The sequence below is a fragment of the Pseudomonas sp. BSw22131 genome, from assembly GCF_026810445.1.
Classification (GTDB): domain Bacteria; phylum Pseudomonadota; class Gammaproteobacteria; order Pseudomonadales; family Pseudomonadaceae; genus Aquipseudomonas; species Aquipseudomonas huanghezhanensis.
Window position 1 is genome coordinate 3,576,485 of record NZ_CP113949.1, and the last position, 24,069, is coordinate 3,600,553.

At 60.1% G+C, this 24,069-nt stretch carries 21 protein-coding genes; 4 read left to right on the forward strand and 17 right to left on the reverse strand.

From position 1 onward, the window contains the following. Positions 1-233: 233 nt before the first annotated feature. Positions 234-1,733 (reverse strand): helix-turn-helix transcriptional regulator, encoded by a 1,500-nt coding sequence (locus OYW20_RS16045; protein WP_268796933.1) that lies wholly within the window; start codon positions 1,731-1,733, stop codon positions 234-236. Between the two features lie 112 nt (positions 1,734-1,845). Here OYW20_RS16045 and OYW20_RS16050 point away from each other — a divergent pair, with 112 nt between their 5' ends. After that, a complete protein-coding gene (locus OYW20_RS16050; RefSeq protein WP_268796934.1) occupies positions 1,846-2,097 on the forward strand; it encodes a hypothetical protein in 252 nt (83 codons plus the stop codon). Between the two features lie 199 nt (positions 2,098-2,296). On the opposite strand, the gene gspD is transcribed toward OYW20_RS16050, so the two are convergent. The 12 genes from gspD to OYW20_RS16110 form a co-directional block, all read right to left on the reverse strand. Continuing rightward, a complete protein-coding gene (gspD, locus tag OYW20_RS16055) occupies positions 2,297-4,633 on the reverse strand; it encodes a type II secretion system secretin GspD (protein ID WP_268796935.1) in 2,337 nt (778 codons plus the stop codon). After that, the gene (locus OYW20_RS16060) at positions 4,630-5,154 is read right to left on the reverse strand and encodes a general secretion pathway protein GspN (protein WP_268796936.1); all 525 of its coding nucleotides are present in this window, start codon (positions 5,152-5,154) and stop codon (positions 4,630-4,632) included. The genes gspD and OYW20_RS16060 overlap by 4 nt, the downstream gene beginning before the upstream one ends. Next, a complete protein-coding gene (gspM, locus tag OYW20_RS16065) occupies positions 5,151-5,807 on the reverse strand; it encodes a type II secretion system protein GspM (RefSeq protein ID WP_268796937.1) in 657 nt (218 codons plus the stop codon). The genes OYW20_RS16060 and gspM overlap by 4 nt, the downstream gene beginning before the upstream one ends. Further along, positions 5,782-6,843 (reverse strand): PilN domain-containing protein, encoded by a 1,062-nt coding sequence (locus OYW20_RS16070; protein ID WP_268796938.1) that lies wholly within the window; start codon positions 6,841-6,843, stop codon positions 5,782-5,784. The genes gspM and OYW20_RS16070 overlap by 26 nt, the downstream gene beginning before the upstream one ends. After that, on the reverse strand, positions 6,840-7,574 hold the full coding sequence (locus tag OYW20_RS16075) for a type II secretion system protein GspK (protein WP_268796939.1): 735 nt from the start codon (positions 7,572-7,574) through the stop codon (positions 6,840-6,842). The genes OYW20_RS16070 and OYW20_RS16075 overlap by 4 nt, the downstream gene beginning before the upstream one ends. A gap of 2 nt (positions 7,575-7,576) precedes the next feature. After that, positions 7,577-8,194 carry a prepilin-type N-terminal cleavage/methylation domain-containing protein gene (locus OYW20_RS16080; RefSeq protein WP_268796940.1) on the reverse strand — a complete coding sequence of 206 codons (618 nt, stop codon included), beginning with the start codon at positions 8,192-8,194 and terminating at the stop codon, positions 7,577-7,579. Continuing rightward, positions 8,191-8,580, reverse strand: a complete 390-nt coding sequence (locus OYW20_RS16085; RefSeq protein ID WP_268796941.1) for a type II secretion system protein — start codon at positions 8,578-8,580, stop codon at positions 8,191-8,193. The genes OYW20_RS16080 and OYW20_RS16085 overlap by 4 nt, the downstream gene beginning before the upstream one ends. Beyond that, positions 8,577-9,014 (reverse strand): Tfp pilus assembly protein FimT/FimU, encoded by a 438-nt coding sequence (locus OYW20_RS16090; RefSeq protein WP_408005414.1) that lies wholly within the window; start codon positions 9,012-9,014, stop codon positions 8,577-8,579. The genes OYW20_RS16085 and OYW20_RS16090 overlap by 4 nt, the downstream gene beginning before the upstream one ends. A gap of 9 nt (positions 9,015-9,023) precedes the next feature. Continuing rightward, positions 9,024-9,467 (reverse strand): type II secretion system major pseudopilin GspG, encoded by a 444-nt coding sequence (gene gspG, locus OYW20_RS16095; protein ID WP_268796942.1) that lies wholly within the window; start codon positions 9,465-9,467, stop codon positions 9,024-9,026. A gap of 25 nt (positions 9,468-9,492) precedes the next feature. Then, positions 9,493-10,695: a type II secretion system inner membrane protein GspF gene (gene gspF / locus OYW20_RS16100; RefSeq protein ID WP_268796943.1), complete on the reverse strand. Its 1,203-nt coding sequence runs from the start codon at positions 10,693-10,695 to the stop codon at positions 9,493-9,495. Between the two features lies 1 nt (position 10,696). Then, the gene (gene gspE, locus OYW20_RS16105; RefSeq protein ID WP_268796944.1) at positions 10,697-12,415 is read right to left on the reverse strand and encodes a type II secretion system ATPase GspE; all 1,719 of its coding nucleotides are present in this window, start codon (positions 12,413-12,415) and stop codon (positions 10,697-10,699) included. 80 nt (positions 12,416-12,495) lie between these two features. After that, complete coding sequence (locus OYW20_RS16110) at positions 12,496-12,744, reverse strand: hypothetical protein (RefSeq protein ID WP_268796945.1); 249 nt, start codon at positions 12,742-12,744, stop codon at positions 12,496-12,498. A gap of 470 nt (positions 12,745-13,214) precedes the next feature. Between OYW20_RS16110 and OYW20_RS16115 the strand changes: the two genes are divergently transcribed. Continuing rightward, the gene (locus OYW20_RS16115; protein WP_268796946.1) at positions 13,215-15,983 is read left to right on the forward strand and encodes a beta-glucosidase; all 2,769 of its coding nucleotides are present in this window, start codon (positions 13,215-13,217) and stop codon (positions 15,981-15,983) included. Positions 15,984-16,231: 248 nt separating this feature from the next. On the opposite strand, the gene OYW20_RS16120 is transcribed toward OYW20_RS16115, so the two are convergent. Continuing rightward, positions 16,232-16,882 carry a TetR/AcrR family transcriptional regulator gene (locus tag OYW20_RS16120; protein ID WP_268796947.1) on the reverse strand — a complete coding sequence of 217 codons (651 nt, stop codon included), beginning with the start codon at positions 16,880-16,882 and terminating at the stop codon, positions 16,232-16,234. A gap of 98 nt (positions 16,883-16,980) precedes the next feature. After that, a complete protein-coding gene (locus OYW20_RS16125; protein WP_268796948.1) occupies positions 16,981-18,156 on the reverse strand; it encodes an MFS transporter in 1,176 nt (391 codons plus the stop codon). Between the two features lie 770 nt (positions 18,157-18,926). Between OYW20_RS16125 and OYW20_RS16130 the strand changes: the two genes are divergently transcribed. After that, complete coding sequence (locus tag OYW20_RS16130) at positions 18,927-19,169, forward strand: hypothetical protein (RefSeq protein ID WP_268796949.1); 243 nt, start codon at positions 18,927-18,929, stop codon at positions 19,167-19,169. Next, a complete protein-coding gene (locus tag OYW20_RS16135) occupies positions 19,166-21,907 on the forward strand; it encodes a glycoside hydrolase family 3 protein (RefSeq protein ID WP_268796950.1) in 2,742 nt (913 codons plus the stop codon). Before OYW20_RS16130 ends, OYW20_RS16135 begins: the two co-directional genes overlap by 4 nt. A 61-nt stretch (positions 21,908-21,968) precedes the next feature. Here OYW20_RS16135 and OYW20_RS16140 read toward each other — a convergent pair whose 3' ends face one another. Together OYW20_RS16140 and OYW20_RS16145 are read right to left on the reverse strand one after the other, a co-directional pair. Continuing rightward, the gene (locus OYW20_RS16140; protein WP_268796951.1) at positions 21,969-22,619 is read right to left on the reverse strand and encodes a TetR/AcrR family transcriptional regulator; all 651 of its coding nucleotides are present in this window, start codon (positions 22,617-22,619) and stop codon (positions 21,969-21,971) included. 35 nt (positions 22,620-22,654) lie between these two features. Then, a complete protein-coding gene (locus OYW20_RS16145; RefSeq protein ID WP_268796952.1) occupies positions 22,655-24,001 on the reverse strand; it encodes an MATE family efflux transporter in 1,347 nt (448 codons plus the stop codon). Positions 24,002-24,069: the final 68 nt, after the last annotated feature.

Genomic DNA, 24,069 nt, shown 5'->3' on the forward strand with positions numbered 1-24,069 from the left:
ATCTCAGAGTTGAGGGCCGCTGCGCGCCCCATCGCGGCCTCGCGTTGCTCGTGCGCTCCTACAGGGGTTTGCGGCGCACCCGGAATTTGATTCCGCCAAAACTTGCGGTGCAGTCGGAATTTTGATTCCGCCAAAACGTGCGGCGCTACTGCGGTTGTGATTCCGCCCGAAGGGCTGTAGGAGCGAACTTGTTCGCGAAGCTTTTGATTCTGCCGAATACCGGCAGAAATCATTCAGCCTTTCTCCTTCCCTCGTTTGTGCCCGGCAAACAGGTAGCGTTCGCGCGCCCAGACGATGGCTTCGCTGCGGCTGTGGACGTCGAGTTTGGAGTAGACGGTCGCAACGTGATTGCGCACGGTGTTGGGGGCCAGCTTGAGCCGTGCAGCGATTTCCTTGTCGGCCAGGCCTTCGCAAATCAGGCCCAACACCTCACGCTCCCGCGCAGTCAGGTCAGTGAACGAGGCGCTTGGCGCCCGAGGGGTATTGACGCTTTTGGCATTGGCCAGCTTCTCAATCAGCGTCTGGCTGAACCACGACGCATCCTGCATCACCTCCTCAATCGCCTCGACCAGCTCAAGCTCCGAGCGCTTGCGTTCGGTGATGTCCATCAGCACCAGCAAATAGCAGGGGTTACCTTGAATGCTCACTGTGTCGGCCGCCAGGACGCAGTCAATCAGCTCATCCCCTTTCTTGCGCACCTTGAGATCGAGCCCTTCCAGATTGCCGGTCTTCTGCAGGCCATCGAAGAGTTGCTCGGCGGCACCTTTGCCGTCGATGAAATCCAGCTCCACCACCGACCGGCCAATCAACTCCTGAGCGCTGTAACCCAAGGTGTTGAGAAACGCCTCGTTGACGTCCACTACCTGCTGGCGATCAGCACTGCACACCAGCGTCGGCACAGGCGTCAGACGGAAGGCTTTGGCGAAGCGCTCTTCACTCTGACGCAAGGCCGTTTCGGCTTTGCGACGGGGCTCAAGGTCAGTGAAAGAGAACAGCATGCAGTCCTCATCGTTCATGTCCAGCGCCTGCCCGGCAACGATCACCAGCTTGGTTCCGCCCCCTGGCAGTTTCAGCTCGGCCTGCATTTGCGGGATGGTCGCGCCCTGATTCAGACGCTCGATGGCGAGGTCTTTGCGCTCGGCGTTTTCCAGCACATCCAGCTCATAGACCGAGCGGCCAATGACGTTATCGCGGATGTGGCCGGTCATTTCCAGAAACCCCTGATTGACCTTGATGTAGCGCAAGTCGCTCAGGCGGCAGATGACAGCGGGCGCGGGGTTGGCGTTGAAGGTCTTCTCGAAACGCTGTTCGGCGCTGGCCCATTCGGTGGCATCGGCCATGATCAGCACCAGCGACTCGGGGGCGCCGTTGCGGTCTTCAAGAATCATGCTGCGAATCCGGTGCACACGTGTGCGCTCTTGCTCATTGCCGACGGCGCTCACTTCAACGATCACGTCACTGAATGTATCGCCCGCTGCCACCCGGCTGATCGGGTACTGGTCGACATCCAGGGGATGGTTATTGCGGTAGCGCAGCGCAAAACGCTCGCGGTACTCATCGCCCGTAGCACCCAGATCTTCGAGCTTGTCGACGCCGTGCATGTGCAGTGCAGCTTCGTTTGCCCAAAGAATGGTTTGATCGGTTTCGATCAAGATCACCCCGTCGGACAGTCCCGAGATGATCTGCTGCAACTGACGACGATTGGTTTCACTGGCAAGCACGGCCTCACTCATTCACTGCGTCTCCACAAGGACGGCAACCGGGACGGGCGGCCCATTTATCGGACCTGAGAGGTGCAGCATAGTGCAGTCGATGTGAAGAATGAGGAGTGCGAATGCACCATGAATGGGGGTGCATTTGGGCCAAGACGGGTATCTGACGGCGCTCGCACACTGGATTCAGGTCGTGCACACCGGTGCACGCGCCCTTTCATTGTCTGAGCAAAAAGCGCGTCAAGCCGCAAAAGTCGCCGCCAGCCAGCTGTCAAAAGCGGCTTGGGGCACGTTGCTGATGCTGTTGATTAGCGCAGCAGTGAGCTTCGGCGTCGGCCGTTACGCCATTACCTCGCGCCCTGCCCGGTTGGTTGCTGAGGTCTGACACGTTGTTCGCGATCTGGCGCAGCGGCAGTAAAACCTGAGCACGGGGGGTATCAGATACAGCAGAGGCGTCTGGTTTCAGGGCCGCTTTGCGCCCCATCGCGGCCTCGCGTTGCTCGTGCGTTCCTAAAGAGTTTTTAGCGCACAAGCGACCGTGGGGCGAGTGCGCGGCGCATCTGGCGCCGCGTGGTTCATCTGGATCAGTACATCGGCATGGTCTGCGCCGCTTGCGGGCGAAGCAGTTGCATTTGCTGGCGGTAATCGTCAGTCACTTGTCGCGCCTGGCTGCTGCTGTTGATGACGCGTGGCGTGATCAGCACCAGCAATTCAGTACGGTCCTTGGATTTGGTGCTGTTGCCGAACAGCCACTTGAGCCCCGGGATGCGACCCAGATACGGCACGCTGCTGACGCTTTCGCTGTTGTCCTGCTTGATCAAACCGCCAAGCAATACGGTCTGTCCGCTCTGGGCTGCCACTTGGGTGGACACCGAGCGGGTCGAAATCCGCGGATTGCCGTTGACCAGCACGCTGTCGTCGGCATCGCTGACCTGCTGCTGGATGTCCATGTACACCAGACCACCCGGATTGATGCGCGGCACCACATTGAGGATCACGCCGGTCTGCAGGTATTCAACACTGCTTAACGTGGTGTCGGAGGTGCTGGTGTTGACCGTGGTCTGGCTGATCGGGATATTGTCACCCACCTGGATCTGCGCGTTCTGGTTGTTCATCACCACCAGCGACGGCGCCGACAGCACTTGCGTGCGGCCATTGGTTTCCAGTGCGTGAATGGCCACTTGCAGATTGGTGCTGACGAAGGAGTAAAACAGCGAATCGCTGGCACCCAGCGATGCCCCGCCACCGCCCAGCGCGCCTTGGCTGCCAGTGGTATTGGCAACGGTGGTGCTGGTGGAGTTACCGGCCAGACGACCGAGGTACCACTGCACGCCCTGATCCAGTTCGCCGCTGAGTTTGACCTCCAGAATCCGCGTCTCGATCTGCACCTGCAACGGTGGATTATCCAGACGCTTGATCGCCGCCTCGATCTCTTTCCATTGCGCCGGGCGGGTACGCACCAACAATTGATTGCTGCTCTTCTGCGCCGAAATGCGCGTGCCGGCGTCGAGGCTTTTCTTGCCACTGCCGGACTCGTCCGAACCAGAGCTATCTGCGCTATCGCTGCTCTCGCTGTCGGCGCTTTCGTCGTCGCCCTCCGCCTGGTCATCTGCACCGGACGCTTGCTGATTCATCCCGCCATTCATCCCACCATTCAAGCCGCCACTGCTCATGCCGCCGCTGGTGCTGTTGCCGCCGATTCCACCGCCCATAGAGCCTGAACCGCTGCTGTTGCCGGTCAAAGACGACATCGAACGGGTTCGCAAACCGGGCGCCACTTTGGCCGCCGACTCCTCCTTGATCGCGCCGTTGCCATAGATCTGCCGCAGGTATTTGGCCAGGTCCGTGGCTTTCATGTTGCGCACGTCGTAGACGTACATTTGCGGCTCGTTGCCGCCGCCCTCGTCGATGGTGTGAATCCAGTTGCCGACTTCGTTGAGGTACTCGGGCTGCGAAGAAAACGCCACCACCGAGTTGGTCCGCTCAATGGGCAAAAAGCGCACCATGCCGGCCAGCGGCATGCCGCTGTTGGGGCCGAACATTTTCTGCAGTTCCGGCATCAGCTCGCCGACCGATGCGCGCTGCAAACCAAATACGCCCACCGACATGCCCTTTAGCCAATCGACGTCGAAGGTGTCGATAGTCTGCTGATAGTTCGCCAGTTCTTCGGGCGTACCGGCAAGGCTCAGCACGTTGCGCGCCGGGTCCACCAGCAGGAAGGCGTTCTCGCGTGCAAACGGCTTGAGTAATTTCTGCATCTCGGTGGCCGAAATGTAGCTCAGCGGAAACAGCCGCGCCGACAACCCGGCCGATGGCTGCGCGGTGGACATCTGCGGGACCATCTTGCCGGTGATCGCCTGACTGGCCGGCAGGATCATGTAGCGATTGCCTTGGCGGATCATCGCGTTGTCGGTCCATGACAACAGGGTCTCCAGAATTGACAGCGCCTGTTGCTTATCCACCGGCTTGGAGGTCGAGAAGCTGACATCGCCCTTCACGCCTTCGGCGATGCTGTAGCTCTCGTGCAGCAAATCGCCCATGACGCTGTTGACCACCGCCTGAATGGGCTGGTTGGTGAAGTTGAAGACGATGTCGCCGCCTGCGCCGCCAGGCGGTGATACCGGCTGGGCAACCGCCTTCACCGACGGCGTGCGAACGAAGCGCTGATTGCCTTTGATCACCTGCCGGGTCGGCGCAGTAGCACCCTGGGATGGTTGTGGCTCGATCGGCAGTTGCTCGCTGCGCGGGTCTACCGGCGGGCGTTGCGAACCTGTTCCTTGTAGCGCTTCACGCAGCATCCCGCTGTCTGGATCGAGTGTGTTGGGCGAGGTCGCGCAGCCGCCGAGGGCGACAGCGGTGGCCAGGCAAAGCAAGGGTGTGCGCAAAGTAGCGATGTTACTCACTCCTGAAGTGGCCCTCATGGGGCGGACTCATTGGAAAGGGAAATAGGGGCTTGGGTCGAGGGCGGCGGCAGTTTCAAGACCGGCAGACTCAATGATTCGGTGCGGCCATCAAGGACAAAGCGCGCTTGCAAAGGCGTCAGAGCATCCAGTGTCCAGCCATTAGGCAGGCGTTCACCGCGATGGACCTTGAGGGCCGGGCCGCTCTTTTGACGAATAAACGCCACCTGCACATCGCCATTGAGAATGACGCCGGTCAGTGTCAGGCCGGCCAGGCTCGATGCCTGCCCGGATTTGCGCAAAGCGATGTCCGGGCTGCGGTCGGTGCTGAACAATGGCGACGTCCAGGTGTTCGACAGGCTCGCCAGTTCAGCAACGGGGACATGTGGAGCTGACTGAGCCTGCGCGTTTGAACGGGGTGCACGCGCAGGGAGCCAGTCGGCAGAATCGCCGATCCCGCCGAGTACACCTGCAATCAACAGCATCAACAGTGCCGCGACGCCGGCCAGAGCCACTTCGACAGTTTTCAATGAGCCGATCATGGCGCGCCCTGCTCTGCGGCGGCGCCTTGCTCAACCGGTGCAGCCTGGGCAATCTGGGCAATCTGGGCAGGTTGCAGATAACCGCGCACCAGCAGGTGCGCGACCAGCTTGCCGGCGCCACCTTTGAGCGGCGCGTTGGCGTCGCGGCGCAGGCTGATGTCGTCGACAAATAAGAACGGACGCTGATACTCCAGCTCATGCAGGATCGCCATCAACGGCTCGATGCCGCACTCCAGCGTCAGGCTGACTTTGACCTGGCGATAAGGCTCGCCGCCCTCTTGCTCCGGGGTAATCGGCATGCGCTGAGTCAGGCTGCAACCGGCGCCAGTGTCGGCATGGCTGACGATGAGGTCGGCCACTCGCTGCATCAGATCGGCGGCCACGGCGCTGGGGTCTTCGCCGGGTAACAGGCTGGTGTTGCTGGCAGGGTCTTGCTGCGCTTTTTGCAATTGCTCGCGCAGCGCATCGCCTTGTTGCAGCAGGCCAGCGTAGCGTTGCTGCTGGCTACGCAATTGCTCGGCTTGCTCGTCGATGTCACGCAGCGGGCCAGTGAACCAACTGTCGATCAGCAGCCAGTAGGCCGCGCAGATCACCAGCGCCAGCACAATCAGCGCGGCGCCGCGACGTTCACGGGGTGTCAGCGGTCGGCGCATCGGCGGCCTCCTGGTGTAAGTGGGCGCGCAGTGAGAAGCGGTCTTTGCCGGTGTCGGCGTCAGGCTGGATAACACCCTGAAACTGCGGGTTTTCGAGGCTACGGCAGTCTTTCAGGCGCGCGATCAGGGCGCTGGCCTTGGCGCTTTGGCCACTGAATGAGACCTCGGCGCTGTCATCGATTTCAAACTGATCGATCCAGGTGTCCCGGGGCAGGCAAGCGGTAAGCTCGCTGAGCAACGCCGCCATCGTAGGCTGCGCGGCTTTGCGCTGGGCCAGGTATTGCGCCGCGCCACGGGTGTTGGTGAGTTGCTGACGCAACGCCTGAACCTGAGCGACATCGGCCCTCTGCGCCCGAACCGTGGCTTGCATCTGTTCCAGCAATTGCTGGCGGTCCTGCAGCCACAGCACCATCAAGGCCAGCAGCAAGCCGGCGCACAACCACGCAAGCTTGCCTTGCCATCCGCGACCGCTGCGGCTTTGAGCAGGGCGCATCGGGTCGGGCAACAAGTCGATTCCCAGGGCCGTGCCATCGCCGCTGATCACATCGACGCCATTGAGTACCAGACCGGACGCTGCGCACTCGCTCAGTATTTTGTCCAGTCGATCGCGGGCAATCGCCACCAGCGTGACCTGCAAAAAGCCTGCGCTGCGACCGTCCTGACGCGCGACGTAATACAGCTGGTCACGCGGGAATGGAGTGAACTTGTCCAGTTCATAACCGACCACCGACGCCAGATCGCGGGCGGCGGCCAACGGCAGTTGCAGGCGCTGGACCATCACCGTACGGGCTGGCAACAGCAGCCATTGCCGGGCATCGGCGCGGCGTGCCGGCAGCGGCTCACTCAACGGCCATTGCCAGGTTTGCACCGGTGTTTCGTCGGCCAGCCACTGGCGCACGCGCGCAGGCAGGCAGGCACGCAATTCGTCCAGCCACAGCTGCCAATAGCGCTGCGCAGGGCTGATACGCCATTGCCTGGCGATCACGTCGAGGCGCGCTTTGAGCGGCGCCAGTCGCGGTGAAGATAAAAGACTCATTCTTGCCAACGCAGCACCCGATAAGGCTGAGCGTTACCCTCCGATGGGTTCAATAAAACGGTGGTGTAGAGCCGGGCACTGAAGCCGCTCGGCAATTGGGCCTGGCTTTCGATGGTCACGACCTCGCCCGGATCAGCGCCCACCGCAGCCTGATTCGGCATGTTCAAGGCGCGGCGCAACAGCGCGGTGACAAAGGCCGGTTCCGGGCGCGGCAGTCCACTCCACAAAGTGACCTCGGGCAGCAAACGGCTATAGAGCGTTTGCGTCATGCCCGGCAGTTGGCGCAGTTCTTCCACCACCCGCAACAGCGGTTCATCACCGCCACGTCTGGCCTGCAAGGCTTTAGCCAGTTGCGCGGCCTGATCACGGCTGGCGCCGCAGGCCTGAGCGACACGTACCACGTCTTCGACCGCTGCCGCATTGAGGTCCAGCTTGCCCCGCTCGCTGGTCACGCCGACCACCAGTTGCGCCTCGTCGAACCGCAGCGGCATGCCACGGCCGTCGGCGATCCAGCGCGGTCGATGGGCCTTGTCGAGCAACGCCTGCACGGCCTGATTCACCCCCGCTTCTGCCGCCAACACTGCTTGCGTGTGCTGGCGTTGCCACTGCGCCTGACGGGTTTCCAGCTGCACCCAACCGGCCAGACCGCCCAGCAGCAGGCTGAGCAACGCCAGTGCCCAGAGCACCAGAAGCAGGGCGATACCGCGTTGAGGCTTGAAGGCTGATTGCATGTTCATCCCCCTGCCCCGCCAGACAAGTCCAGACGCAGGGCGACCACTTCTGTCGGCCAACCCACCGGGCCTTTCATTTGCACCTTGATACGCACGGCACGGGGCAAACGGTTGGGCCACGGCCATTGCGAAATCCAGCCAGTGGGCTCGCCTTTGGCAGTCAACCCGCGATAGCTCAGGCTCAGGCTGCGAACGCCGTGCAGCAACACTTGCGGCTCGCCCCAGGCGCGCAACACATTGCCCTTCACCTGAGCAAAAGCGATCTGCAAATGGCGGTCCGATTCAGGACCGCCCAGCGTCAGCGTGTGCAGCTGAATGCCGCCGCCAAGGGTGCCTGGCAAGGTTGCGACAAACTGCAAGCGCTGCTCGGAGCCTTCGAAAAACCCTGAGCTTTCGCTGTCGTCGTCCGAGATGTCCAGCGGTAGCGCCTGGCTGATAGACGCCCGCAAAAACGCTTGCGCAGCACGACGCTCATCAAGGCTTGCGGTGTAGCGGTCGGCTTTGAGCACCGCACGGTTGGCGCCCAGAATCGCACCGCCGACCAGCGTCAACAGAACCGCCAACAGGCTCAAGACGATCATGATTTCCAGCAGCGTGAAGCCGCGTTGTCGACGGATCACAATGCATTCCCCGGCGACCCGGGGCTGGCAGGACTGACCAGCCGCAAGGTGCTGAATTGCGCACGACGCCGGCCTTCGCTGACCGTCAGGTCCAGGCGCATCAGGCGTGGCTGACCCGCTTTGGCGGCCTGCTCGCTGACGGCCAGCGTCCAGTGAATATCGCCGTCCAGCACGCCTTCACGGCGACCAGATTGCAGGATGCCGATGTCTTGGTCATCAAGCACCGAACGCGCCGCGAGGCTGAGCCGGTCACTGCGCTCGACCTGCTGCAAGGAGCGCGCACTTTGCCCGAACGCCACCAGCACCACGCTGCTGCATACGGCCATGACCACCAGCGCGGCGAGCATTTCGAGCAGGGTAAAACCCGCTTGGTGTGGGCGACTCATCTCAACGCTCGACTTTTGACGCTGCCGGTCAACCAGCCTACGTCGATGCGCCAGTTGCGTTCACCGGCAAACAACACCAGATTGCCGCCGCTGGAACTTCCGTCAGGATGAAAGGCAAATGCCGAATCCAGGTCCGCTGCGGTATTGAGCTGCACGCCCAACTCCGCCGGCCATTGCTGGACACGCTGACCGGGCGCCTGAAACGTGCGCTGCTTGAGGTCAAATCTGGCCTCGGTCGTCTCGCCGCTGATGATCGCGGCGCTGCGGGCGGTACGCAGCGTCTGCACCATCTGCGCCACCACTTGCCGCTCGCTGGCCGAGTGCAAACCCCGGGACAGCCCGAACCCCACCAGGCCGATACCGATGCTCATCAAGACGATGACCACCAACATCTCCAGCAAAGTGAAACCTCGGCTTGTCGCAGGAAGCGTCATGGGCCGGTGTTATTCCCAGCTGCCCAGGTCGGCGCTGTAACCTTCGCCACCGGGCTGGCCGTCCTGGCCGTAGAAGATCAGATCGAACGAGCCGTGCTGGCCCGGGAAGCGATAACCGAAGGCATGACCGAACGGGTCTTTGATGTCCGAAGGCTTGGCGTACGGACCAGCCCAACCCGCGGCGTTGGCTGGTTTTTCCACCAGTTGCTGCAGGCTTTTCGGGGGCGAACCCATGTCCAGGCCATAGCTTTCGACCTTCATCGACAGGCTGGCGAGCTGCGCTTTGCCCGCGCCGTATTTACCCTTGTCGACGTTGCCGCCCACCTGACGCACAACGATGGTCGCGACGATGCCCAGCAGGACGATAACCGCGAGCATTTCCAGCAGCGTGAAACCGCGCTGGCGACTGGGGGCGGGATTGAATCGTGCAGCAGCGAATCGAGTACGGCTCATTGCGATGTTTCCTCAAGAAAGTTGTTCAGATATTGCTGGTCAGGCTCATCAGCGGCAGCATGATCGCGAGCATGATCACCGCCACCAGTGCGGCCATGACCACCGTCAGCGTCGGCACCAGCGCGGCGAGCATGCGGTCGATGCCGCGCTTGGCTTCGACGTCGAACACGTCGGCTACTTTGAGCAACATGGTGTCGAGTTCGCCAGCCTGTTCGCCGACTTCGATCATTTGCAGGGCCAGGTCCGGCAGCAACGGATGCGCACCGAATGCACTGGCCAGCGTGCCACCGCCCTTGACCGATTCACTCGCCTGCTCCACCTGCTGTTGCAGCGCGCGGTTGGTACAGACCTGCCGCGCAATGACCAATGCCTGGAGCAGCGCCACGCCGTTGTTCAGCAGCGTGCCGAGGGTGCGAGCCAGGCGGGCCGCTTCAATGCGCTGCAGCAGCGGGCCAATGATTCGGGTTTTCAGTAAACGGCGGTCGCGGCGCAGGCGTCGTTGCGGGTCGCGCAGTCGCAGGGCACTGCCCCAGATCAACGCGATGATCGATCCCAACACCAGCAATCCATAGGCACCGAGAAATTGCCCGAGCCACAAAATGGCCTTGGTAATAAACGGAATCGGTACACCCAGATCACGGAAGATCGGCACGAATTGCGGCACCACGTACGCCAGCAACAGCGCCAGGGCGCCAAGTACGCCGACCACCAGAAACGCCGGATAAATGAGCGCGTTGATGACTTCGCCACGCAGCAACTGGCTGCGTTCCAGGTAATCGCTCAATTGACGCAGGGTGTTTTCCAGCGCCCCGCCCGCCTCGCCTGCGCGCACCATGCTGATGTACAAAGGCGAAAACTGTCGGCCCTCTTCTTCCAGCGCAACCGACAACGGCTTGCCGGCCTTGACCTGTTCGCGGATGCGTTCGATCAGCGCCCGGGTTTGCGGCTGGCCCGGTTGCTTGAGCAGGATGGTCAACGAGCGCTCCAGCGGCTGACCGGCGCCCAGCAGTGTTGCCAATTGCTGGGTAAAACTCATCAGCGCCGCGCCATTCAACGTGCCGCGTCCCAACGCCTGACGCAGCCCACCCAGGCTTGACGCTTCTATATGCAGCACCATCAGGCCGCGCTTTTGCAGCAGCGCAACGGCGGCGTCTTTGTCTTTTGCCTCAAGCACGCCGTGCTGTTCGGCGCCTTGCCCATTAAGGGTGCGGTATTTAAAAGGGGTCATGTTATTCGCCCCTCGTGACGCGCAGCACTTCTTCGAGCGAGGTCACGCCGGCAACCGCCTGACGCAGGCCTTCTTCATGCAAGGTGCGCAACCCGGCCCGGCGTGCGGCCTGCTCAAGGGTGGAGGCATCGGCGTGGCGCATCAGCAGGCCGCGCAGTTCTTCATTCATGACCAGCAACTCGGTGATCGCGCTTCGACCCCGATAACCACCACCGGGCGCATCGACACGCGGGCGGTACAACCGGATCGGACGCTCGTCGGTGTAGCGATGCAGTTCGTGTTCATCGATCAGTTCTTGCGGCGCCTCGAACGCTTCGCGGGTCTCGGGATCGAGGCGGCGCACCAGGCGCTGCGCCAGAATGCCATTGACCGTGGACGCAATCAGGTAGCTTTCGACGCCCATGTCCAGCAACCGCGTGATACTCGCCGCGGCGCTGTTGGTGTGCAGCGTCGAGAGCACCAGGTGACCGGTGAGCGAGGACTGAATGGCGATACGGCAGGTTTCCAGATCGCGCATTTCACCGATCATGATCACGTCCGGGTCCTGACGGACGATGGAGCGCAATGCCCCGGCAAAGTCGAGGCCGATGGAGGGCTTGACCTGAATCTGGTTGATGCCTTCGAGCTGGTACTCGACCGGGTCTTCGACCGTGATGATCTTGCGTTCGGCGGTGTTGAGCTGCGACAGCGCCGTATAAAGGGTGGTGGTTTTGCCCGAGCCGGTCGGGCCGGTGACCAGCAAAATACCGTGGGGCCGTTGCAGCACATCGAGAAAAGCGTCGAGGCGGTCGCCGTCAAAGCCCAGGCTCTGGAAATCGAAGTTGATGGTCTGTCGGTCAAGCAAGCGCATCACCACCGATTCACCAAAACTGGTCGGCACAGTGGAGACGCGCAAGTCGAGCTCTTTGCCCTGCATGCGCAGCATGATGCGGCCGTCCTGCGGCAAGCGGCGCTCGGCGATATCCAGCCGGGCCATGATCTTGACCCGGGAGATGACCGCCGCCGATGAGCTGGACGGCGGCGCTTCGGCTTCGTGCAACACGCCGTCAATGCGGTAACGCACCTTGAGCTGGCTTTCGAAGGGTTCGATATGAATGTCGGACGCACGCTGTTCGACGGCGCGTTGCAGGATCAGGTTGACCAGACGAATGACAGGCGCTTCGGAGGCCAGGTCCTTGAGGTGCTCGATGTCTTCCAGCGAGCCGCTTTCTTCGTCGAGGTTTTCAATCAGCGTGCCCATGGCGGAACGACCCTGGCCGTAATAACGCTCAATCAGCGTTTCAACGTCATTGCGCGGGCCAATCGACAGCCACACCGGCACTTCACAACCGTAAGCGATGGCCTCGAAAGCAAACATCTCATTAGGGTTGGCGGCCAGCACGTGCAGCCCTTCGTCACGCCACTCCAGCGGGACCACTTGAAAATGGCGCATGAAGCGCTCGGTCAGTGCAGGCAGCGGATCAATCAACGCGGGCGCTGCGTCGACAACGATCAAGGGGGCGTCAAGCAATGCAGCCCAGGCGCGGGCCATCTCAAACTCGGAGACCAGCCCCAGCCGGGTCAGCAACGCAAGCAACTCGCTGCCCTCGGACTCGGCAAGCAAACGCCGGGCACGCTCCAGATCGGCAGGCTTGAGGCCTGCGTTTTCCGCCAGCCAGGCGCAGAGCTGCTCGGCATCGGGAATCTGCAGTTGGGTAGCGTCGACGGGGGTTGGGGACATAGGAAGCAAGGATTCTGTGTAGATCGGAGGAGCAAGCGGCCCCTGCTTGGGGAAGGGGCCGATCGAAAGGTCTCGAACGATCAGTTCGAGGATTTCGACGAGGTGCTGCCGGACTTGCTGGTGCTGCTGGAGGTGCTGCTCAGCGGACGACCACCTTTGGTGACCTCGGCTTTCTGTTTCTTCACCGCTTTAGGGGCTTGAGTCTGGGTCATTACTGTGGAGTCCGCAACGCCGGAGGTTGCGTCGGCGTCCGTGGATTGCGCGGCCATTGCAGCGCCACAAAGCGACAGACCAAGAACAACACCCGCACCAATCAGGGGCAGTTTCATAAACTTTCTCCACTTGAAATTTAAAAGAAGCAGAGCGCACTGCTTCGAGAATATCAACGCAGGCGCTCAAACTAAGAAAGCAGAGCCAGGTGCCATTAGAAAAACGGCATCCAGCGTCGTGAATTTCTTAAACCAACTGACCCAATGGTTTAGCAAAGGTTCAGATATTTGTAAAAGAAAGTGTCAAAACACGCAATTTCCACCTTTTGTTTGACTTTTCGTTGCAAGAAACGTCTTAATTTACCCGTTTTAGCGATTCAAAGTGCCACTACGTACTAGCACTTTGGATGTAATGCGAGAGCCATCTACAACACGAATTTCATAAAATAAAATCAGCGAAACACGGCAAATATCGTCTTTTAGTTGAAACATAAAAGTCACGATAAAGGCATCTTATTGCCCGGGAAAAGTTACAAAACTTAGTGGTCGCCTGCGACCAATTGACTCAGTTAAATGTGTTGGAGCTTTAAATGCGTAATAAAAAAATGATCGGTGCCCACTCGGCTCTGGCCCTGTTGGCACTGGCGGTATCTCAGGTTCATGCCGCCGACGCGACGCAGCAAGCGGCACGTGAAGCTCGCGCTGACAAAGCGGCTGAAAAAACGCTGGCCAAGATGTCCCAGGAAGAAAAGCTGGCCTACATCGGCGGCACCGGTGGCTGGGACGTCAAACCCCTCGCCTCGCAAGGCATCCCGCAAATCCACGGCGCCGACGGCGGTGTGGGCGTTCGCTACACCAGCGAAGGCAACGAGCAGGGTGTGGTCTACCCGTCCGGCCCTAACCTTGCCGCCACCTGGAACCCGCGCCGCGCCATCGACCTTGGCCGCGCGCTGGGTTATGACACCGCCACCGGTGGCTATCAGTTCATCACTGGGCCGGGTGTAAACCTGTACCGCATGCCGTACAGCGGTCGTGCGTTCGAGTACCTCTCGGGTGAAGACCCGTTCCTGGGTGCAAGCCTGGTGCCTGCCGTGGTCAACGGCATTCAATCGCGCGGCGTGTGGGCCAACACCAAGCACTACGCGGCCAACGATCAGGAATCCAACCGTTTCAACCTCAACGAAACCATCGACGAGCGCGTACTGCGCGAGATGACGTTGCCTGCATTCGAGTCCGCCTCGAAAAACGGCAAGACAGTGATGATGATGTGCGCGTTCCAGAAGGTGAACGGCGACTTCGCTTGCGAAAGCACGCACCTGATTCGCGACATTCTGAAGAAGGAATGGGGCTACAAAGGCTTCGTACAAAGCGACTACAACGCTGTGGTGCATGGCCTTGACGCTGCACAGGCCGGTACCGATCTGGACATGATGGGCTACCAGATGAACAGCACGGTGCTCAAGCCGCACCTGGACAGCGGTGAGCTGAGCGCTGCGACGATCGACGATAAAGTCCGCCGCATCCTCAAGAACATCTACCTGTACAAGTTCGACAGCAAAGCACCGCTGACCACGCACAACATGAACAGCGCCACCAGCAACAAGGTCGCGCTGAACACGGCCCGTGAAAGTATTGTGCTGCTGAAAAACCAGGACAACCTGTTGCCATTGGACAAGACCAAGGTCAAGTCCATCGCAGTGGTCGGTGATCTTGCCAAGTACGCACCGCCTACCGGTTTCGGCAGCGCCAACGTCATGGCCAGCCATTACATCAGCGAGCTGAGCGGCCTCAAGCAAATCGCGCCAAACGCCAAGGTCGAGTTCATCGACGGCCTGTCGCTGGACCCGACTGCAAGCGTCTGGACCAGCACCAACACTGCCGGCAACGACGTCAAAGGCCTGAAAGCCGAGTACTTCAGCAACGCCAACTGGTCCGGCGATGCTGCGGCAACGCGCACCGACACACGGGTTAACCTGGACTGGTCCAGCGACGCCAATCTGCCGATCAATGGCGACACTTCGGCCACCTCCATTCGCTGGAGCGGCAAGGTCACGCCTACTGTCAGCGGCGAACAGGTGTTCAAGGTCCGCGCTGACGGCGCCGTGCGTCTGTATGTCAATGGCGAGAAAATCATCGACAACGGTGATGGCGAGCACCTGCCAAGCAACAGCATTCCGCCGACCATTCCGGTCTTCGCAAAGCTCAAGCTTGAAGCCGGCAAGGCCTACGACATCAAACTCGAATACTCGCGCCGCAACGGCTACATCTCCACCATGGGTGGCCTGGTCGGCGTGCAGATGAGCTGGGCTTCGCTGGTCGCGCCGCAAGACCTGTCCAAGTACGACGCCGTGGTTGTCGCGGTCGGTAACAGCAACGAATACGAAGGTGAAGGTTTCGACCACAGCTTCGATCTGCCTGAGTTCCAGAACGACCTGATCAACAACATCGCCAAGGTCAACCCGCACACCGTGGTCACCATGCACGGCGGTACCGGCCTGAAGATGAGCGACTGGATCGATCAGGTGCCAGCTGCGTTGCACGCGTTCTATCCGGGCCAGAACGGGGGTCAGGCGCTTGCCGAGATTCTGTTCGGCAAGGTCAATCCGTCGGCCAAGCTGCCGATCAGTATCGAACGCAACATCGAAGACAACCCGATCTACTCCACCTTCAAGAACTTCGACAACGAAGAGCAGTTGAAGGAGATGAGCTACAAGAACGACCTGATGCTGGGCTACCGCGGTTACGAGAAGAAAGGCATCAAGCCGCTCTACCCGTTCGGCTACGGCATGTCCTACACCACGTTCGGTTACAGCAACATCAGCGTAACGCCGGGCGTTGCGGTGGCTGGCGCACCGATCAAGGTGTCGTTCGACCTGAGCAACACTGGCAAGGTTGGCGGTTCGGAAGTGGCTGAGCTGTACGTCGGTCAGCAGAACCCGAAAGTGGAACGCGCGATCAAGGAGCTCAAGGGCTACAAGAAAGTCTTCCTCAAGCCGGGTGAAAGCAAGCGCGTGACCATTGAGCTGAATGATCGCTCGCTGGCCTACTTCGATACCCAGAGCAAGCAGTGGGTGGTCGATGCCGACACCTTCAACATCGCACTCGGGTCGTCGTCGCAGGACATTCGCCTGAACGCCAAACTGGTCAACCCGTTCCGTCAGGAACTGTCCACCACCACCAGCAACCCGCTGCCGCGTTCGGCGTTGAATTCGACACTGGTCACCCTGCCACCGGTTACCACCGGCGGCGTGATGCACCAGAACGAAAACGACGACAGCGACACCAGCGATGGCGACGGTTACGGCAGCGATGTCGACACCGGCACCACCACCGACAAGTCGAGCGCCACTGGCAATTGATGCGTTGATTCAGGGATAGAGCACGGGCTCAGGGATGAGCCACTTTTGAAGCTTGAATGAGAACCTGGGGGAGCGGGTTTATTCGCGAGGGACTGGCCTGACAATGCAAGCGTGTCGGATGCACCACCCTCTTGGCGAATGAATTCGCTCCCGCAGGTTTTTTGAATGACCTTTCGCCAGCAAGTCGGCGCCTACAGAAGAGCATCATCTGTAGGCGCGAATTCATTCGCGTGGCGTTAGCGCTGGTGTTATTGAATGCGAATCGCGGCATCGACCCGTGCGATGTAGTTATCGAAACGCTGAACCAGGTCGAAGCGTTCCGGAAAACGCAGCCACTGGATCTGCAAGCCATCCATCATCGCCAGGATTTCCTCGATCAGGCCCGACAGGTCCACATCGGGAAGGACCTCGCCGGACTCAACCAACGCTTGGAAGCGCACCAGCATTCTCGCGTGAATGACGCGATAGCGAGTCTGGAACCACTCCCATGCAGGCTGGTTGTTGAGCAGGCTTTCGGCATTGAGGATAGTGAAGGCCCGCACCACGCCCGGTGCCGTGGCGTTGGACCGATTGATCGCCCGCAAACTGCTCAACAGACCGGTGAGCGTGTGGTCGGTGCGCACCTCGTCGGCGATCTTTTGATTGACCGCATCGCGACGCTCCAGCACGCCCATCAATAAAGAAACCTTGCTCGGAAAGTGGTGCAGCAAGCCAGCAACAGAAATGCCTGCAATGCCGGCAACCTGAGCAATGGAAGCGCCGGTATATCCCTCCAGGGAAAACACCTGCAACGCCGCATCGAGTAACTCTTCACGGCGTTTTTCACCTTTGGGTGCGCGCCGGTGTCGAGTGACAGTGGGTTGCTCGATGCCCGATTCCGGCGGGGTGGACTGCGTCATCTCATACTCCTTGATCGACAGCCGCGTAGCCTACCGACAACAAGGATAGGCCGCAAACCTGCTCGCCACCCCGTGGACATGCGGTCAATCGAACGGCCTCAGCGCGAGCAAGCGCCCTGCCAAGACGCAGCGGGCCGGGCCAGACTCAGCAGCCCCAAAAGCGCCATGGCCGCCCCGACCCAGAGGGGTGAACGCAGACCATAACCGGCATCGATGGCGGTACCCCCCGCCCAACTGCCGAACGCAAGGCCCGCAGTGATCACCGATGTGTGCAGCGTGTTCACCAGCGCGCCTGGCTCAGCCGCTTTCATCACTCGTGCAACCATCGCCGGGTTCAGCGCCACGCCGGTCAAACCGAGCAGGATGAAACAGCCGAGATTCAACCACTGGTATTCGCCAGCGAGCGCGAAGCCGCTCAGCGCCAGCACCATCAGCACAAGACCCCAAGCCAGCGCGGGAAGCGTGTACCGCTCGGCGAGTCGCCCGACCACCATGTTGCCGATCAGGTTGGCCACGCCATAAAGCGCCAGCAACGGCGCGACGTGTCCGGGCGCGATACCAACTTCGTGAATGAGGATGGGTGTGCAATAACTGAAGGCTGCAAACGTAGCGCCGATGATCAATCCACTGGTGAGGTAAGCCGCCCACAAACTGCGGTTTTTCAGCGCAGCCCACTGCTGGCTCAGCGCAGGCTCGCTGCCCGCAGCACTGGGTGGCAAACGAGAGGCCGCCAGCGCGGTACAGATCAGCGCCAACGCCACCACCAGCCAGGCGCTGGCACGCCAACCCGCATGTTGCTCGACCCATGCAGTCAAAGGCACGCCGGCCACGGGCGAAAGCATCAGCCCGGCCAGCACCACCGAAATCGCCCGGCCGCGTAACTCAAGCGCAACCATGCCGGCACACAGCGTCAGGCACAGGCCAATGCACGCGGCACTGGACACTCCCATGATGATGCGCGCCAGCGCCAGCACCTCATAAGTAGGCGCAGCGGCGGCAAGCGCACCAGCCCCGACATAGACCGCCAGTAATCCGACCAGCGCCCGTCGGTTACTGATGCCCCGCGACAGCAACAGCACCGTAACCGGCGGCCCGCCCAGCGCCATGCCCAGCGCATACAAAGCAATCAGATTGCCGACCTGCGACACGCTCACCGAAAACGCTTCAGCCAAGGCGGGCATCATCCCCGCGACCATGAACTCTGCGGTCACCAGCGAGAAAATCGTCAACCCCAGCAGATAGACGTCGGTGGGAAGCTTGGAACGGCGGGACATAGAGACCTCAGGCGGAAAAAGGCCCGCTACCCTAGGCAATGCTGACCGGATGGTCAAATCATCATTGGTTATAGCGAGCGCATCCCGCACGGTGCCAGGTTTATATATACACAGGATCAGTAATACCTTGGCGTCAACTTTTTGAAAAAGTAACTACAATTAAAAAGTTGGTATCCCGCCGAAACCGAAAATCTCAAGGACCATTAAAACTTATCGCCATCCATTATCGAAACACCATGGCTACCGCACAGATTTGACAAAATCTGGATAGTGACGAGTCATTTAAACTTGCTATTTTATCCAACAGTCAGGGCGTTGGATAAATACAGACTTAGCGCCTGCCAGCGTTTTTAAACAGTAATAAGAGAATAAAAATACGATGAGCAACACGCGTATTCCTAAAGGCCGCCAAGCTTACCAGAGCCATAAACCTAATTGCAACTAGGTTTATGGTGAAGAGTATAAACGCTACAAAATCCAATAAATAAGCTAACAAATAGCTAGGAATAAGCAATAAATGGCACTTTACAGTCATTTTTCCACATAAACCGCATCTGACTTACCAGCGCCACCCTTTCCTCACCCTCGAAAAACCTCTAAAAAACCTCATTTACGCCAAAGCTTAACTCCCCGTTTTAAATGTCTTTGCGGCGACTGAACTTTTAAGTGCATCATCCAGACTTATGCATCGACGCCCGCAGGACTTCCTCCGTCCTGGTCGATCAATACTGAATATTCCACCGCCCGAGATAACATCGATGATGCGATTCATGCCGCCTGTAATGGGTGCTGTACTGCTGTGCGCCATACACGTATCCGCGCTGGCTGCAGACACAACTTCCACTGCAAACGCCAGTACGTCCGATCAACATGTTCGTGAGCAGATCGAAGCCAAGCGCGACCAGCTGTCGGGGGCTGACAAAATCGGCCCTTCCAAACAGCAAGGTGCGAACAGCCTGCTGGATGCGCCAGTGGAAACCGACGACGCCCCGACGCAGGTGCAGCGCCCATGAACCCTCTCAATCAGCCGATCGCATCGGCCAAAAGGACACCCGCCTTGGCAGCTTTCAAACACACACTGGGACTGAGCCTGCTGACGTTCAGCATCGTGCAGGCCAATCTTGCGCTTGCTGCGGTAACGCCGGCCACCGGCAATGAAGTCGAGGCGCGTGTCAGCTCCATCCTCGACAACATGAACCAGTCCGAGAAGATCAACTTCACGCGGGTCAACGATGGTCATATGATTCCGTCCCTGCTCAAGTGGGGCATCAAGGGCACCGTGGCGTACGACTCTTCCATGGGCGTGCACGTCAACAACGCCACCTTTGGCGCGCAATACCCGTCGCAACCGGCGATGGCAGCAACCTGGAGCATCAACCGGGCCAAAGAGTTCGGCCTGGCCATCGCCTACGAAACCCGCATCTCGGGCGGACAGCAAATGCTCTCCCCTGGCGTGAACCTCTATCGGACCCCATACAACGGCCGGGCGGCGGAATACGTCAGCGGTGAAGACCCCTTCCTCGGCGCGGTCCTGGCCCCCGCCATCGTCAACGGCATCCAGGCCCAGGGTATCCAGGCCAGCGGCAAGCATTACCTGGCCAACGAACAGGAAGCCAACCGTCAGGCGATCAACGTCGTGGTGGACGAACGCACGTTGCGCGAGCTGTATCTGCCGGGCTTCGAGTCGATGGTCAAGAACGCCAATGTCGCGTCGATCATGTGCGGCTTCAACAAGGTCAATGGCGACTACGCCTGTGAAAACCATCACCTGATCACCGAAGTGCTCAAAGGTGAATGGGGCTACCAAGGCACTGTTATCAGTGACTTCAATGCCATCCACAACGCTTTCAAAGGCGCGTGGGCCGGCACTGACCTCGACATGCCGTCGGGGCTGCAATTTACTGAAGCCAATCTGATGCCCTACGTGTGGAGCGGGCAACTGACGCAGAACGTCATTGATGACAAGGTCAAGCGCAACCTGCGCGCCGTTGTCAGCTACGACTTTCAGGAAAACCTCAACACTGCAAAGACACTCGATCATCCCGAGTACGGCATGCGCGCAGCGCTCAATACCGCACGTGAGGCGATCGTGCTGCTGCGCAACGAAAATACCACCGCCGGCAAGCCGCTGTTGCCGCTGGCTCGCTCAGCCAAAATCGCGGTGATCGGCGATTGGGCCAACCATGCGCCAGCGTCGCCGTTCGGCACCGCCAACTCGCCACCCAACAGCTACGTCACTGAATTGAGCGGCCTGCAGCAACTGGCGTCGAGCAGCGCGAACGTTACGTACCTGTCCGAGATGAGCCTGAACCCGGAAGCCTCGGTCTGGTATCAGCCGGCCACAGGTAAAAACGGCATCAGCAATGCCGGTGTGAAGGCCGAGTATTTCGCCAACACCCGCTTCTCCGGTGACCCGGCGCTGACGCGCGTCGAGCCAGGTGTAAACCTGAACTGGTTGACCGGGACCAACGTGACCAGCGCTGGCAGCACAGCGGTGTCTGGTTTCAGCCCGACAGCTGGTGCCTTCTCGGCCCGCTTCACGACCACCATCAAACCGGTGATCTCCGGACCTCAGGTGTTCAAGATTCGCGCCGACGGCCCTTACAAACTGTGGGTCAATGATGAACTGGTGGTGCAGAGCGACGGTGTCCCGTACTCGGCAGACGTAGTCAATGCCATGACCACATCCGGCAAAACCGCCTCTCTGAGCGCAGGCAAGGCTTACGCCGTGAAGCTTGAATACCAGCGCGTGCAGGGCAATTTCATCCCGGCACTGGGTGGATTGACCGGCGTGCAGATGAGCTGGGCTTCGCTACGAGCACCTGCCGACCTGTCCAAATATGATGCCGTGGTCGTTGCCACCGGCACCAACTACGAGAACGAAGGCGAAGGTTCCGACCACGGTTTTGAATTACCCGACCAACAGGCGGATCTGATCAGCGCCGTGGCCAAAGCCAACCCGAACACCGTCGTGGTCATGCACGGTGGCGGCGTTCCCGATATGCAGCCATGGGCGAAGAAAGTCGGCGCCACCTTGCAAGCCTGGTACCCAGGTCAGCAAGGCGGGCAGGCACTGGCCGAGATTCTGTTCGGCAAGGTCAACCCGTCGGGCAAATTGCCGATCACCATCGACAAGAAAATCGAAGACAACCCAAGCTATGCGTCGTACCCCAACCCAGCCGCTTACCGAGGCGATAACGCGCTGACCGAGATGGTCTACAGCGAAGGCCTTTACATGGGTTATCGCGGTTACGACAAAGCGCACAAAAAGCCGTTGTATCCGTTTGGTTTCGGCCTGTCGTACACCACGTTCAACTACAGCGACCTGAAGCTTTCGAACAACGTTCTGGTGCCAGGCAGCACGGTTGACGTGACGTTCACAGTGACCAACAGCGGCGACAAGGCGGGCTTTGAAGTGGCTCAGTTGTACGTCAAACCGCAAAAGCCGGCCGTTGATCGCCCAGAGAAAGAGCTCAAGGGCTTCACCAAAGTGTATTTGCAGCCGGGTGAGAGCAAGACCGTCAGCATCCCGGTGGATTCGAGGTCGTTGGCCTACTTCGTCGAGAAGACCGACAGCTGGGACGTCGATGCGGGCAAGTTCAAGATACTGGTCGGCCCGGACTCGGAAAACCTGCCGCTGGACCGCACGTTGCAAACCCTGTTTGCCGAGCACCTGACCACCCGCGACAGCAACCCGCTGCCTTTACCGCTGCGCAAAGCAGTGCAGGTCAGCGCCACTCAGCGCTATTGATCTAACCCGTTAGAGGCGGCGGCTGCTGGAGCAGCCAGCTTCGAGAGCAACAGATTCAGGCTCAGGAATGAGCCTGAATATCCCTTCCCAGCCGCCGTACGTAGACCTCGAAAACGGCCATGACGTCCACCTCATCCGGGCTTCTCAGCCACTGGATCTGTAAGCCGTCCATCACCGAAAAAATCTCCTGAGCCAAGGCGTTGGCGTCTACGTCAGCCCGAATCTCTCCCTTCTCGATCAGCGCCGCAATGTGGCCCCGCGCGTGAGCGTGAGTGAGATGAAACCGCTCCTGATACCACGACCACGCGGGGTGCGTGTTCGACAGGCTCTCGGTATTCATCACCAGCGACGCCTGACATTCCGCCGCATCCTCGACACTGAAGCCCATGCTCAGTTTGAGAAATTTGATAAAGCCTTCAAGCGTCATTTCCAGCGTCAGCTCGTCAAACCGCGACGTCACCCGTTGATCCCTGCGTTCGAGCAACGCGCCGAGCAACGCCACCTTGTTCGGGAAATGGTGCAGCAAACCGACCGTCGTGATCCCCGCCAGCTCCGCAACGTCGCGCATCGAGGCGCTGGAGTAGCCGTCCCGGGCGAAAATGGTCGTGGCGGCATCCAGTAAAGCGGTTCTTCGCATTTCCCCTTTGGGCGCCTTGCGACGCTTGGGCGGTGCGACTTCGCCTGATTCACTCCCTGATTCATCGACTGACATAAACATCCGTAGCGTTGAGGTGTGTTGTCCCTGCCTCACGCAGGCTGAGCCCGGCGTTGAAAAAACCGTTTCGCGGTCAGGGATGCGGTAAATATCGAGATTATTGCAATGAGTGCATTGCCGGCAAACATACCGGGCAACGCCCCGCTGCCCCCAAAAAGATGGGTGCCGACGTAAATGAATGGCACGGCGGCCAGTGTTGCCCGCGCCCAGGCGAAAGCCGCCACCAGCCAAGAACGATCCATCGTAACGAACACCGAAATAGCGACGAAATCCAGCCCGATGATCGCCCAGAGCCCGCCGCCAATCTGGCAGAACGCAACGAACATCGCGCGCCCCGGACCCTCGAGTTCATACAGGTCCGCGATCAGCCCGCTCGACAGGATCAGCACGCCCCAGACCGCCAGACCATAGGCCACCACCAGCCGTCGCGTAAAGACGATGGCGGTGCCGACACGATCATCACGCCGGGCGCCAATGTTCTGCCCCAGCACCGGGGCCAGCGCGGTCGGCAGGGAGAAAAACGCGCAATATGCAAACTGCATCACCCGGTCCACCACCGCCATGGCGGCCAAGGTGGATGTGCCGTAAGCAGCCAGCGACGAAAACAGATAAGCCAGGCCGACGGGGGTCGCGAGATTGGCGACGATCGCCGGCAAAGCGATTTTGAATGTTACCCGCATGTGCTCTCGCAGCAGCGCCCAATCAGTTGAAAACAGCAAGCCGACACGCTTGCGTAACCAAAACGCGCCAAGCGAGGCCGACACCACGGCCGACAACGCGTACGCCAGCCCCGCCCCTTTGATTCCCAGACCCAAGACGAAGATGAACAGTGGATCGGCGACCGCCAGCGTGGCCGCGCCGGACAGCACCACCCACAGCGCCCGCCGACTGTCACCGGTGGTCCGCAGGATTTGCGCCGACATCTGCATCGCCGACTGCGCGACGGTAAACGGCAAGGTCAGCCAGATGAAACTGCGCACCACCGGGTAAGTAACGTCGTCCGCGCCCAGCATGTGCGTCACCGGGAAAACCAGTGCCAACTGCACGGCGGCCGTGAGCCCGGACGCGATCATGACCATTAGCATCAGGCTGCCCGTCAATCGGGCAAACCCTGGTGTCTCGCGCTCGCTGATCCGCTCCGAGAGCACCGACGCCGCCGCAATGATAAAGCCGCTGGCAATCGCGCCGTTGAAAAAGATCAGCACCTTCGCGATCCCGACCGCCGCCAGCAGCACCGGATCATGGAGCTTGGCGACATAGACGAGCGTGAGGATGTCCACCAGGAAAACCGCAAGCAGACTCAGCGCAATTGTACTGGTCATCACCAAAATATGGCGGGCGACCCGACCTTCGGTGAACGTTGCGCGTGCGTTTGCCATGACTGTTTCCGAACGGGGCCGAAGCGGCTCATGAAAAGCGTCACTACTCGGCAAGGCGGCGATTCTAG